Annotated in this window: 13 protein-coding genes; 8 read left to right on the plus strand and 5 right to left on the minus strand. The window is 68.5% G+C overall.

Going from position 1 to position 13,030, the window contains the following annotated elements:
• Nucleotides 1–153: 153 nt before the first annotated feature.
• Nucleotides 154–1,422: an MFS transporter gene (locus A4F85_RS27815; RefSeq protein WP_063328454.1), complete on the plus strand. Its 1,269-nt coding sequence runs from the start codon at nt 154–156 to the stop codon at nt 1,420–1,422.
• A 9-nt stretch (nt 1,423–1,431) separates the two neighbouring features.
• Here A4F85_RS27815 and A4F85_RS27820 read toward each other — a convergent pair whose 3' ends face one another.
• The gene (locus A4F85_RS27820; RefSeq protein WP_063328455.1) at nt 1,432–2,460 is read right to left on the minus strand and encodes a Bug family tripartite tricarboxylate transporter substrate binding protein; all 1,029 of its coding nucleotides are present in this window, start codon (nt 2,458–2,460) and stop codon (nt 1,432–1,434) included.
• 203 nt (nt 2,461–2,663) lie between these two features.
• Between A4F85_RS27820 and A4F85_RS27825 the strand changes: the two genes are divergently transcribed.
• Nucleotides 2,664–4,442, plus strand: a complete 1,779-nt coding sequence (locus tag A4F85_RS27825) for an IlvD/Edd family dehydratase (RefSeq protein WP_063328456.1) — start codon at nt 2,664–2,666, stop codon at nt 4,440–4,442.
• A gap of 57 nt (nt 4,443–4,499) precedes the next feature.
• Entirely contained in the window at nt 4,500–5,192 is a 693-nt protein-coding gene (locus A4F85_RS27830; RefSeq protein ID WP_043821684.1) for a GntR family transcriptional regulator, read from the plus strand.
• Between the two features lie 32 nt (nt 5,193–5,224).
• Here the strand turns inward: A4F85_RS27830 and A4F85_RS27835 are convergent, their stop codons facing one another.
• Both A4F85_RS27835 and A4F85_RS27840 read right to left on the minus strand, forming a co-directional pair.
• Nucleotides 5,225–5,500, minus strand: coding sequence for a ribbon-helix-helix domain-containing protein (locus A4F85_RS27835; RefSeq protein ID WP_063328457.1), 276 nt, complete (start codon nt 5,498–5,500; stop codon nt 5,225–5,227).
• Between the two features lie 66 nt (nt 5,501–5,566).
• On the minus strand, nt 5,567–6,400 hold the full coding sequence (locus A4F85_RS27840; protein WP_047474474.1) for an AraC family transcriptional regulator: 834 nt from the start codon (nt 6,398–6,400) through the stop codon (nt 5,567–5,569).
• Nucleotides 6,401–6,470: 70 nt separating this feature from the next.
• On the opposite strand from A4F85_RS27840, the gene A4F85_RS27845 reads away from it, so the two are divergent.
• From A4F85_RS27845 to A4F85_RS27865, 5 genes are all read left to right on the plus strand, one after another.
• On the plus strand, nt 6,471–7,133 hold the full coding sequence (locus A4F85_RS27845; protein ID WP_063328458.1) for an MSMEG_1061 family FMN-dependent PPOX-type flavoprotein: 663 nt from the start codon (nt 6,471–6,473) through the stop codon (nt 7,131–7,133).
• 28 nt (nt 7,134–7,161) lie between these two features.
• Entirely contained in the window at nt 7,162–7,566 is a 405-nt protein-coding gene (locus A4F85_RS27850) for a hypothetical protein (protein WP_063328459.1), read from the plus strand.
• Between the two features lie 123 nt (nt 7,567–7,689).
• A complete protein-coding gene (locus A4F85_RS27855) occupies nt 7,690–9,933 on the plus strand; it encodes a TonB-dependent receptor (protein WP_063328460.1) in 2,244 nt (747 codons plus the stop codon).
• A gap of 97 nt (nt 9,934–10,030) precedes the next feature.
• Entirely contained in the window at nt 10,031–10,360 is a 330-nt protein-coding gene (locus A4F85_RS27860; RefSeq protein ID WP_016448384.1) for a type II toxin-antitoxin system PrlF family antitoxin, read from the plus strand.
• A complete protein-coding gene (locus A4F85_RS27865) occupies nt 10,357–10,848 on the plus strand; it encodes a type II toxin-antitoxin system YhaV family toxin (protein ID WP_063328461.1) in 492 nt (163 codons plus the stop codon). The genes A4F85_RS27860 and A4F85_RS27865 overlap by 4 nt, the downstream gene beginning before the upstream one ends.
• Nucleotides 10,849–10,862: 14 nt before the next feature.
• Here the strand turns inward: A4F85_RS27865 and A4F85_RS27870 are convergent, their stop codons facing one another.
• Both A4F85_RS27870 and A4F85_RS27875 read right to left on the minus strand, forming a co-directional pair.
• The gene (locus tag A4F85_RS27870) at nt 10,863–11,375 is read right to left on the minus strand and encodes an MgtC/SapB family protein (protein ID WP_063328462.1); all 513 of its coding nucleotides are present in this window, start codon (nt 11,373–11,375) and stop codon (nt 10,863–10,865) included.
• Nucleotides 11,376–11,490: 115 nt separating this feature from the next.
• A complete protein-coding gene (locus A4F85_RS27875; RefSeq protein ID WP_063328463.1) occupies nt 11,491–12,930 on the minus strand; it encodes a chloride channel protein in 1,440 nt (479 codons plus the stop codon).
• Between the last annotated feature and the right edge of the window lie 100 nt (nt 12,931–13,030).

Below are 13,030 nucleotides of genomic sequence, written 5' to 3' on the forward strand. Positions count from 1 at the left end.
CGGCTCTATGCGGCTCTCTGTCCTGATCTCGACAATTGAAGTCAGTATAGAGAGAGACAGACGGACGCCAAACGCCTATCTTCGGTCCCACGGCCCATTGACCTTCGTCAACGCCGGACCCTGACCGTGCCGCCCTGCGGGGCCCTTTCCTCCATGACAAGCAACACCACCACTCTTGGCGCCCCGGGCGAGCTGGGCGCGCCTGCAACGCACGCCCATCCGGCGCCCGCCCATCCAGCACCCAGCCATGCCGCGCAGGGCTTTTTGCTGCGCATCGTCGGCGCCGCCGCCTTTGCCCACCTGCTCAACGACCTGATCCAGGCCGTGCTGCCGGCCGTCTATCCCATGCTCAAGACGGAGTTCTCGCTGAGCTTCGCACAGATCGGCTGGATCTCCCTGGTCTACCAGGTCACGGCCTCGCTGCTGCAGCCCTGGATCGGCCTGTACACCGACAAGCATCCCAAGCCCTACCTGCTGCCGCTGGGCATGGTGGTGACGCTGGTGGGCGTGGGCCTGCTGGCCCTGTCCACCAGCTACCCCATGCTGCTGGCCGCCGCGTCGCTGATCGGCGTGGGCTCGTCCACCTTCCACCCAGAGGCCTCGCGCGTGGCGCGGCTGGCCTCGGGCGGGCGCTTCGGCACGGCGCAATCGACCTTCCAGGTGGGCGGCAACACGGGCTCGGCCATCGGCCCGCTGATGGTGGCGGCCATCGTCATTCCGTTTGGCCAGCACGCGATCGCCTGGTTCATGCTGGTGGCGTTGCTGGCCATCTGGGTGCTGCTGCGCATCACGCACTGGCGCCTGCACCACGCGCCGGCCAAGGTGGTGGCGGCCGGCCAGCATGCGCTGACGGCGCTGAACCGCTCGCAGGTCATCCGCGCGGTGACCGTGATCTGCGTGCTGATGTTCGCCAAGTTCGTCTACATCGCGGCCTTTGCCAACTACTTCACCTTCTATCTGATCGAGCGCTTTGCCCTGCCCGTGCAGCAGTCGCAGCTGTACCTGTTCGCCTTCCTGGCGGCCGTGGCGGCGGGCACCTTCGCGGGCGGCCCGGTGGGCGACCGCATAGGGCGCAAGGCCGTGATCTGGGTGTCCTTCCTGGGCGTGGCGCCGTTTGCGCTGCTGCTGCCGCATGCCGACCTGTTCTGGACGGCCGTGCTGTCCATCGTCATCGGCCTGGTCATGTCCTCGGCCTTTGCGGCGCTGGTGGTCTACGCCCAGGAGGCCGTGCCCGGCCGCGTGGGTCTGGTCTCGGGGCTGATGTTCGGACTCATGTTCGGCATTGGCGGCCTGGGGGCTGCCGGCATGGGCAACCTGGCCGACACCCACGGCATCGTCTGGGTGTACAGCCTGGTGGCCTACCTGCCGCTGCTGGGGCTGGCAACGGCCTTTCTGCCGGAAACGCGGGCCCGGCGACGCTGAGGCGCAGCCTCAATCCGGCTGTATGCCCGCCTGCCGGATCACGGCGGACCAGCGCGCCACCTCCTCGGCGATCTGGGCTCGCGCCTCGGCAGGCGTGGTGAAGGTGGGCATGGCGCCCTGGGCGACCAGGGCGTCCTTCACTTCCTGCTGCCCCATCACTTCCTTGAGCGCGCCGCTGAGCCGGGCGACGATGGGCGCGGGCGTGCCCGCAGGCGCCAGCAGGCCGAACATCGACGTCACCTCGAAGCCCGACAGCCCGGCCTCGGCCGTGGTGGGAATGTCGGCAATGGAGGGCACGCGCTGCGCCGTGGTCACGGCCAGGGCGCGCAGGCGGCCACCTTTGATGAAGCCCTGCGTGGCGGGCAGGGTGTCGAACACCACATCCACCTGGCTGCCCATCAAATCGTTGAGCGCCGGCGTGCTGCCCTTGTAGGGCACGTGCGTCAGCGGCACGCCCGCCTGCCGCTTGAACAGCTCGGCCGCCAGATGCTGGGGCGAGCCATTGCCCGAGGAGCCGTAGTTCAGCCCGCCCGGCCGGCTTTTGGCCAGGGCGATGAACTCGCCCAGGCTGGCCGCCTTCACCGACGGGCCCACGGTCACCACCAGCGGCACGCGCCCCACCACGCCAATGGGCGCAAAGCTCTTGTCCATGGTGAAGCCTGCCGTGGACGCCATGAGCACGCTGTTGATGGAATGGCTGGTCAGCGCGCCCAGCAGCAGGGTGTAGCCATCGGGCTTTTCCTTGGCCACGGCGGCGGCGCCCAGGTTGCCGGCCGCGCCCGCCCGGTTCTCCACCACCACCGGCTGGCCCAGCGCCAGCGAGAGCCTTTGCCCCACCACGCGCCCGATCACGTCGGTGGCGCCGCCGGGCGTGTAGGGAACGACCAGCTTGATGGGCCGGGCCGGATAGGCGCCGTCGGCCAGCGCGGGCGTGGCCAGGCCTGGGCCCAGCGCCAGCGAGGCCAGCAGCGCCGCAGCCAGGGCGGCGCGCCGGTTGGGCGCATGAATGCGACGGATGCGGGATGCAGCAACAACCATGGGTATCTCCTCCTTTTGTCTTGTGTCGGAAAAACATGCCCGGCACGCACGCCGGGCACGGCTGCATGGTTGGTCAGATAGATTATTAATAATATAGGTGATAACGACGATAATAATCTGCGGCATCCGCCGCTATCCTGCCCCTCGACAAGGCAGCGCCTGCCTTCCGACCCCGCCAAGACCCTCTGCAAAGCACCCCACCCATGACCGACCCCAAGACTCCCGATGGCACTCCAGGCCATGACATCGCCCCCGCCGATGCGGCCACGGGCATCTCCAAGGGCCTGACCAACTACGGCGACCGCGGCTTTTCGCTGTTCCTGCGCAAGGCCTTCATCAAGGGCGCGGGCTATACGGACTCGGCGCTGCAGCGCCCCGTCATCGGTATTGCCAACACGGGCAGCAGCTACAACCCCTGCCACGGCAACGCGCCCCAGCTGATCGAGGCCGTCAAGCGCGGCGTCATGCTGGCGGGCGGCCTGCCCATGGACTTCCCCACCATCTCGGTGCACGAAAGCTTCTCGGCGCCGACCAGCATGTACCTGCGCAACCTCATGTCCATGGACACCGAGGAGATGATCCGCGCCCAGCCCATGGATGCCGTCGTGCTCATCGGCGGCTGCGACAAGACGGTGCCGGCCCAGTTGATGGGCGCGGCCTCGGCGGGCATCCCGGCCATCCAGCTGATCACCGGGTCGATGCTCACCGGCTCGCACCGCAGCGAGCGCGTGGGCGCCTGCACGGACTGCCGCCGCTACTGGGGCAAGTTCCGCGCCGAAGAGATCGACGCCGAAGAGATCGCCGACGTGAACAACCAGCTGGTGGCCAGCGTGGGCACCTGCTCGGTCATGGGCACGGCCAGCACCATGGCCTGCATTGCCGAGGCGCTGGGCATGACCGTGCCCGGCGGTGCCTCGCCCCCCGCCGTCACGGCCGACCGCATCCGCATTGCCGAGCAGACCGGCACCGAGGCCGTGCGCATGGCGCGCGACCGCCTGACCATCGACAAAATCCTCACGCCCGCCGCCTTCGAAAACGCCATGCGCGTGCTGCTGGCCATCGGCGGCTCCACCAACGGCATCGTGCACCTGGCCGCTATCGCGGGGCGCATGGGCTATGACATCGACCTCAAGGCCCTGGACCGCATGGGCCGCGACACGCCCGTGCTGCTGGACCTCAAGCCCTCGGGCGATCACTACATGGAGGACTTCCACCACGCGGGCGGCATGGCCACGCTGCTGCGCGAGCTCAAGCCCCTGCTGAACCTGGACGCCCTCACCGTCACCGGACGCACGCTGGGCGAAGAGATCGACCGCGCCGGCCCCGGCTTTGCGCAGGACGTGGTGCGCCCGCGCTCCAACCCCATCTACCCGCAGGGCGGCATCGCCGTGCTGCAGGGCAACCTGGCGCCGGGCGGCGCCATCATCAAGCAGTCGGCCGCCCATCCCAGGCTCATGGAGCACGAAGGCCGCGCCGTGGTCTTCGAGAACGCGGCCGACCTGGCCCACCGCATCGACAGCGACGATCTGGACGTGACCGCCGACGACATCCTCGTGCTCAAGAACATCGGCCCCAAGGGTGCGCCCGGCATGCCCGAGGCGGGCTACATCCCCATCCCGCGCAAGCTGGCGCGGGCCGGCGTCAAGGACATCGTGCGCATCTCCGACGGGCGCATGAGCGGCACGGCCTTCGGCACCATCGTGCTGCACGTCACGCCGGAGTCGGCCGTGGGCGGCCCGCTCGCCCATGTGCACAACGGCGACCGCATCACGCTGTCGGTGGCGCGGCGCGAGCTCACGCTGCAGGTCAGCGACGAGGAACTGGCCCGCCGCGCCCGGCTCCACCCCGTGACCGAGCCCACGGCCGAGCGCGGCTACCGCAAGCTCTTTCTCACCACCGTGAACCAGGCCGACCAGGGCGTGGACTTCGACTTCCTGCGCTGCGCCACCGAACGCGGCACCATTCCCGGCCCGCGTGAATAGTCGGCGCAGGCGGTCAATTCGGACAAAATGGCGTCTTTGTCCCAACCGCCTGTCTTGATGGTCGCTGCCGCCTCACTGCCGATTTCCCTGGATGCCGAACCCGCCCCCGCAGCCGACGCCCTGGGCGCCATGGTGGCCGCGCTGGAAGAGGACGTGGTCTTCGGCCGGCTGCACCCGCGCGAGCGCCTGGTCGAAGACGACCTCATGGCCCGCTTCGACGTCAAGCGCCACATCGCCCGCGAGGCCTTGGCCGCGCTGGACCGCATGGGCCTCATCGAGCGCCGCAAGAATGTCGGCGCCCTGGTGCGCTCCTTCTCCACCCAGGAAGTGCAGGAGCTGTACGAGCTGCGCGGCATGCTCGAAGTGGAGGCTGCGCGCAAGATCCCCCTGCCCGTGCCGGCCGAGAGGCTCGAACGCCTGACCTCCATCCAGCAGCAGCACGACGCCGCCGTGGCCGAAGGCAACGCGCGCCTGGTGTTCCGCATCAACCTGGCCTTTCACCAGGAACTGTTTGCGCTGGCGGGCAACGACACGCTGCACAAGGCCATCACCGAATACGCGCGCCAGACGCACCCCATCCGCTTCGCCTCCCTGGTCTCGGCCGACTACCGCGAGCGCGCACGCCAGGAACACTGGCAAATGATCGAAGCCCTGCGCGCCCAGGACCGCGACGCCCTGGTCCGCCTGTGCGCCGAGCACCTGCTGCCCTCGCGCGATGCGTATCTGAATGCGCAGTTGCAGCGGTTGTAGGCGAAGTCACCCCAGGAGCGACGCGGGCAGCGTCACGCGCCGCTGCCGCCGCTGCGCTCGGCAGCCAGACGCTCCCGCAACTGGCCGAGGGTGACGGCGCTGGAGGGATCAGCCCTCAAGGCGTCATAAGCAGGGCCTACCTCCAGGTGCAGCCAGCTATCCAGGCCGCGATCCTCGTCCATCAGCGCTTTCAACCCCGCGCAGATCACCTCGCTTTCGCTGGCGTACTCACCGGCCCTCACTTTGGCCCTGACCGCATCGGCGATGTCATTGGGCAAGGTGATGCTCATTTGCTGAGTGGTCTGCATGGGAGGCTCCCTGTAGGCAAGTGAGTGATCCTACTTTCATGTGGCAATCCAGTCGCCGACCCCGCCTCAGCTTGCACTCGCCCCCAGCCTCCCCCGGTACGCTGCAGGCGTCTCCCCGAACGTGCGCCGGAACAGCCCGATGAAGGCGCTGGCCGTGGCGTAGCCCAGGTCCAGCGCGATGTTCGTCACCGGCGCGCCGGCGGCCAGCATCTCCAGCGAGCGCATCAGCCGCGCGCGCTGGCGCCAGGCGGTGAAGCTGAAGCCCGTCTCCGAGACAAAGCGCCGGCTCAGCGTGCGCGAGCTGACCGCTGCCCAGCGCGCCCAGGCCTCCAGGTCGCGGGCATCGGCCGGGTCGGCGATCAGCGCGCGGGCGATGCGCTGCAGGCGCGGGTCTGCGGGCAGGGGCAGGCCCAGGGGCTCCACGGGCAGGGTGCGGATCTCGTCCAGGATCACCGCCATCACATGGGCGCGGGCCTGGTCCGCCGAAGGGCCTGGTTGCACGGGCTGCGTTGTGGGCACGCCTTGCTGCCATCCCCAGCCGGCGGCGCGCAGCACGGCCTCGCGCAGCAGGCCCGAGGTGCGGATGGCGCAGGGCCGCTGCGGCAGGTCGGCGCAGGCCGGCTCCGCCACATAGACGCTCCAGCCGTGGAAGGGACCATGGGAGCGGCCCGAATGCAGCTGGTGCGGCGGCAGCCACACGGCATGGATGGCGGGCACCACCCAGACCGCGTCTTCCACGCCCACCGACAGCAGCCCGCGCAGCGAGCCGAACAGCTGGCCGCGCGCGTGGCGGTGCGGCTCGGAGGCCAGCTCCTCGTCCTGGCTGCCCACGGCTGCGATCAGCACGGGGCCATCGGCACGGTTCACATGGCTGACCAGTTCAAGAATGGCATCGGGCATGGCGTCTTTGAGCTATTTGTTGGCTGATCCAGTCTACAGCCGCCAACGCCTTTGTTCTTACGCTTGTGCCATGCACACAGACAACACCGCCCTTGCAGAGCTGCCAGGCCCGGCCATCGACCTGGACTCGCTCTACGCCGCCCCGGCAGAAAGAATCCAGAAGGCCGTGCGCGACCGCCTGTCCGACTTCCACGAGGCCTATCTGCGCCAGGCCAGCTTCTTTTGCCTGGCCACGGCCGGCGAACGCGGCCTGGATGCCTCGCCGCGCGGCGGGCCGCCCGGCTTTGTGCAGGTGCTGGACGAGCGCACCGTGGCCTTTGCCGACTGGCCCGGCAACAACCGCATCGAATCCCTGCGCAACCTGCAGGCCGATGACCGCCTGGCCATGCTCTTCCTGTTCCCGGGGCTGGACATCTTCCTGCGCATCAACGGGCGGGGCCGCATCTCCACCGACCCCCATCTGCTGCAGGAGCTGAGCGAAGGCCGGGGCACGCCCAAGACCGCCACCGTGGTCCTGGTCGACGAGGTGCTGCTGCACTGCGGCAAGGCCATCCACCGCTCCAGCCTCTGGAACCCGTCAAGCCAGCTGGACCGCGCCGCCCTGCCCACCGTGGGCCAGATGATGGCCGCCCTCACGCAGTTGGCCGACGCCACGGCGCCCGCCATGGATGCCGCGCAACAGGAGCAGGCCAACGCCCACTACGCCCATGCGGTCAGGCACGACCTGTACTGATGCCCTGCTTTTTCCCAGGAACCATGACATGCTGATCGATACCTCCCGCTTTCCCCTGGTCTACCTGCGCGAACCCGAAGCGCAGGCACCGGCAGACGCAGGCAAAGGCAATGACGCATCGGCCGAAGCCCAGATCGAATCCCTGCTCGACCAGGGCCGGCACTTCGTGCTGCTCACCGACCACCTGCCCGGCGACCACCCCGAGGAAAGCCACGAAGAACGCAAGCAGCGCGCCCTGTTCTTCAAGCGCAACCGCGAACGCATGCGCCAGCTGTGCCGGGGCATGGTCGTCATCACGGGCGACCGCGCCGTGCCAATGGCCCTGCGCCTGGCCGTGCAGGGCATGGGCAAGGCGCTGGGCATGCGGGTTGCGTTCGTGCAGGGGGAGGATGAGGCGCAGGTCTGCTCGTGGGAGCTGCTTGGACAGGCGTGAAGGCGGGCCAGGCGGAGTGTGGGCACAAACAGACACATCTCCCTACAAGCTCCATACGGGGGAGTCGCATCGATAAAATTATTGGGAATCATTCTCATCCCGCATTCTCATCCCGTTTTCTCCATGCACTCCCCCCTCCACACGCTGACCCCGATCGCCGGGGCCCTGGCCCTTCTTTTGTCTGCTGGCGCCGCATGGGCCCAGCCTGCCCCTTCCCCGGTAACGGCCGCGCCCGAGCTGGGCACCGTCACCGTCGAGGCCAGCGCCGATGCGTCGGCTGAAGGCCTGTCCAGGCCCTACGCGGGCGGCCAGGTGGCGCGCGGCGGGCGGGCCGGGATTCTGGGCACGCGCGACAACATGGAGACGCCGTTCTCCATCACCAGCTACACCAACGAGCTGATCCAGGACCGCCAGGCCAAGAGCGTGGGCGATGTACTGCAGAACGATCCTTCCGTGCGCGTGGCGCGCGGCTTCGGCAATTTCCAGGAGTCCTACTTCGTGCGCGGCTTCGTGCTGGGCTCGGACGACGTGGCCTACAACGGCCTGTACGCGCTGCTGCCGCGCCAGTACATCGCCACCGAGCTGTTCGAGCGCGTGGAGCTGCTGCGCGGCGCATCGGCCTTTCTGATGGGCGCCAGCCCCAATGGCGGCGGACTGGGCGGCAACATCAATCTGCTGCCCAAGCGCGCGGGCAGCGATCCGCTGTCGCGCGTGACGGCAGGCATTGCCAGCGGCGGCCAGGCCTTCGTGGCGGCCGACGTGAGCCGGCGCTTCGGCCCCGACCAGGCCACGGGCATTCGCCTGAACGCCGCGCACCGGGGCGGCGATACCGCCATCGACCAGGAAAGCTCCAAGCTCGATCTGTTGTCCGTGGGCATGGACTGGCGCAGCCGCAATGTGCGCCTGTCGGGCGACATCGGCTGGCAGGACAACCGCCTCAAGCGCACGCGCACCAACGTCACGCCGGGCGCAGGGCTGGCCGCCATTCCTGCGGCGCCCGATGCTTCCTCCAACTGGGCCCAGCCCTGGACCTATTCCGACGAGCGCGACCTGTTCGGCACGCTGCGCGGCGAATGGGACATCAACAGCAATGTGACGGCCTGGGCCGCCTATGGACTGCGCCGCAGCTCCGAGAACAACTCGCTGGCCAACATCACGCTGGCGGCGGCCGGCAATGGCGCGGCCACCACCAGCCGCTTCGACAACGCGCGCAAGGACCGCGTGAGCACGGGCGAGCTGGGCGTGCGCGCACGCCTGAATACGGGCAGCGTGGGCCATGAGATCGTGGCCAGCTACTCGGCCTTCGACCTCAAGGTCTACAACGCCTATGGCATGAGCACGTCTGCGGTCCAGGGCAATGTGCTGAACACCAACCTCTACAACCCCAGCTACTACGCGATCACGCCGCTCAACTACCTGGGCAACGACCTGTCCAACCCCGCCTACAACCGGGGCACGCGCCTGAACAGCTTTGCGCTGGGCGACACGCTGTCGCTGATGGACGGCCGCATGCTGGTGACGGCCGGCGTGCGCCGCCAGACGATAGAGACCGACTCGGTGAGCTACCGCCTCGTCAGCAACGGCGCGGTCACCAGCCAGGGCGGCGTGCGCACGGCCTACGACCAGAGCCGCACCAGCCCGGTGCTGGGCGCGGTGTTCAAGCTCACGCCCCAGGTATCGCTGTACGGCAACTACATCGAGGGACTGGCCCAGGGCGACACGGCGCCGGCCAAGTCGGGCGACACCATCATCGCCAACGCGGGCCAGCAGATGTCGCCCTACGTGACCAAGCAAAAGGAAGTGGGCGTCAAGTACGACGGCGGCAAGCTGGGCGGCGGCCTGGCCTTCTTCTCCACCGACAAGCCGCGCTCGCTGATCGACGGCAACCTGTTCACCTCGGCCGGCAAGGACCGTCACCAGGGCGTGGAATTCAACGTCTTCGGCGAACCCATGCGCGGCCTGCGCCTGCTGGGCGGCGCCACCTGGCTGGACGCCAGGCAGCAAAGCACGGGCCGAGCCACCACCGACGGCAAGCGCGTCATCGGCGTGCCGCGCTTCCAGGCCACGGCGGGCGTGGAATGGGATGTGCCGGGCATCAACGGCCTGGCGCTGGACGGCCGCCTGGTGCACACCGGCGCCAGCTACGCCAACGATGTCAACACCCTGCGCGTGGCCGGATGGAACCGCCTGGACCTGGGCGTGCGCTACATGACCGAAGTGCAGGGCAAGCTGCTCACGCTGCGTCTGCGCGTGGACAACGCGACGGACCGCAACTACTGGGCCTCCGTAGGCGGCTACCCCGGTTCGGGCTACCTGACGGTGGGCGGTCCGCGCACGTTCTCGCTGAGTGCGAGTGTGGATTTCTGAGGCGGGATGCGCGTGCTTTCCGGGGAAGGAACCTTGCTCGCAGGCATGGTAATGCACCTGCATTACCATGCATGGCAGCCTATCAGGAGATGCCATCATGTTTTCGACACTTGAAGCCGAATCCACGCTCACTGACCGCTACCAGACCACCATTCCCGAAGCCGTTCGCCGCGCATTGCACCTGAGCAAGCGCGACAGGATCCACTACACCATCCTGCCCGGCGGGGAGGTCGTGCTCAGTCGCGCCGACTCCGCCGAGGATGCCGATCCCGTGCTGGGCCAGTTTCTCGGCTTTCTGGCCCAGGACATGGCAGCCCACCCCGAGCGCCTGCAGACCATGGATGCCCGTCTGGCGCAGCAGATCCAGGCGCTGACCGAAGGCATCGAGGTCGATCTGGATGCACCGCTTCTGGCAGACGACGAATGAGCGCCGTACCGCCCGCCCCCTTGCGCATCCACGGCTGGACGGTATTCATGCACCCGCTTTTCCTTGCCCAGCTGCAGGCGTTGAGCCAGGAAGTGGAGGGTCTGAAAACGAAGGACCCTGGCGGGTACACACGCAAGAACGCGACCAAGCGATTGGCAGCGATCCGCAAGCTGGCATTCGATGTCATCCCGCAGGATCCCACGCGGCCAGACTACCGCCAGGGCCATACCCTGGGCGAGGAGCACAAGCACTGGTTTCGGGCCAGGTTCTTCCAGCAGTACCGCCTGTTCTTCCGCTTTCACGCCCCCAGCAAAATCATCGTGTTCGCCTGGGTCAACGATGAGGACACCAAGCGAGCCTATGAGGGCAGCGACGATGCCTACAGGGTGTTCCGAAAAATGCTCGCCAACGGGCACCCTCCTGGCGATTGGGACAGTTTGCTGGCACAGGCGAAGTCCCCGCCATCACGCTCACCGCCGCACGCCTGAGCCGCAGCACGCCCTCAGGTCTCCTGCGGCTTGGTATCCGGCTCCGCATCAGCCAGCGGGGGCGGCGCACTGACTACGTGCGGCAGCATCACGAGGATGACGATGGCCAGCAGCGTGGCCAGCAGCGCGATGGCTTCGCGCCCCAGGCCGCAGGCCACGCCGATGGCGGCCGTCATCCAGATGCCGGCGGCCGTGGTCAGGCCCTGTACCTGTTCCTCGGAGTGGCGCTTGATGATGGCGCCTGCGCCCAGGAAGCCCACGCCGGCCACCACGCCCTGGATCACGCGGCTCATGTCGGCAATGCCCATGCCTCCGCGCTCGGGCACCAGCACGAACAGCGCCGCGCCCATGGCCACCAGCATGTGGGTGCGCAGGCCGGCGGCCTTGCCCTTGTGTTCTCGCTCGTAGCCGACGATGCCGCCCAGCAGGGCCGCCAGCAGCAGGCGCACCATGACGCGCGTGACCTCGGCCGCATCGGGCAGGCTGGAGAATTCCTCGGCCAGGGTGCTGGTTACTTCCTCCCACATGGCGCGTTCCTTTCCTCGGGTTGTGCGTCAGGACTCAGGAAGCGAGCATGGCGTGGCGTGCAGCGCGCCCAGGCCATCGCCCTTCGCCATTGCCTGTCAGCCAAGCGCGCCCGGCTCAGGCGCCTGCGGGCTTGTCCTGGTCCTTGGGGGGTGCAGCCGGCTCTGCGGGGCTGGCGGGCTCCGGTTCCGGCACGGCGGCCGGTGCAGGCTCAGTTGCAGGTGCAGGCTCGGGAGCAGGAGCAGGAGCAGGCACCAGACTCAGCATGTGCTGGGCCAGCGTCTCGTACAGCGGCCGGGCCAGCATGCGCGAGACCAGGCTGGCCAGCATGGCAGCGGCCATGAGGCTGAGCACCATGGAGTGGCCGTCCACCATCTCCATCACGATGATGAAGGCCGTCAGCGGCGCCTGCGTCACAGCGGCCAGGAAGGCGGCCATGCCCATGGCGATGAGGGCGGGCGCGATGTCTGCGCCCATGAGGCCGGCCACGTTGTGGCCCACGCCAGCGCCAATCGACAGCGAGGGCGCGAAGATGCCGCCCGGCACGCCCACCCAGGCCGACAGCCAGGTGGCGATGAACTTCAGGGTGACGTAGAACGAGGGCACGTCGGCCTGGCCCGCCAGCATGTGCTTGACGGCCTCCGAGCCCGCGCCGAAGGTGGCGCCGCCCGTGACCATGCCGATGACGGCGATCACCAGCGCGATCGCCGCCGCGAAGCGGATGGGAAAGCGCGCACGCAGCTGGTTGAGCCGCTCGGGCGTGCGGGTCAGCGAAGCGGCCAGCAGCTTGGCGAACAGGCCGCCCAGCACGCCGCAGGCCAGGGTCACGCACAGGCCGGGCAGCAGCGCGTCCCAGGTCAGGTGGGGCACCTGGATGCGCCCGAAATAGCTGAGGTTGCCGAAGGCCGACACGCCCATCAGGCCGGCCAGCACGATGGCCGCGATGATCAGGCCGCTGGAGCGCGACTCCAGCTTGCGCGACAGCTCCTCGATGGCGAAGACCACGCCCGCCAGCGGCGCGTTGAAGGCCGCCGCAATGCCGGCCGCGCCGCCGGCCACCAGCAGCGCATGGTGGCTGATGCCCGAATGCGGCCCGAACCAGCGCCGCGCATGGTGCATGACACCGGCGGCCACCTGCACCGAAGGCCCCTCGCGCCCGATCGACAGCCCTGCCGCAAAGCCCGCGCTGGCCAGGACCATCTTGGCGAAGGACAGCCACAGCGACACGAAGCGCCCGCGCTGCACGGGGTCCAGCGCCGGGTCCAGCGTGGCGATCACCTGCGGAATGCCCGACCCCGCCGCGCCCGGCGCCCAGCGCCGCGTGAGCCACACGGCGCCCGCCGTGACGGCAGGCATCCACAGCAGAACGGCCCAGCCGCCCTGCCAGTGGTAGATGCTCTCGAAGAGTTCAAAGCCCGCGTCGGCCATCAGCGTGAAGGCCACCACGCACAGCCCGGCGGCGGCCGCATAGGCCAGCACGATGGTGCGGTCCAGCCAGCGCCTGCCGTCCCGGAATTCCTGGTTCAGGTTGTGGAGGAAGTCGGGTTCTTGCTGCATCGCGTGAAGAGATCGCGTAGGGAAATCGCGTGAAGGAGTCGCGTCCAAGGACCGCGAAAGAGGCTGTGCGAAAGCCGTTCATTGTGCCCAAGCTGACCGG

Source organism: Delftia sp. GW456-R20, assembly GCF_001622915.1.
Classification (GTDB): Bacteria; Pseudomonadota; Gammaproteobacteria; order Burkholderiales; family Burkholderiaceae_C; genus Comamonas; species Comamonas acidovorans.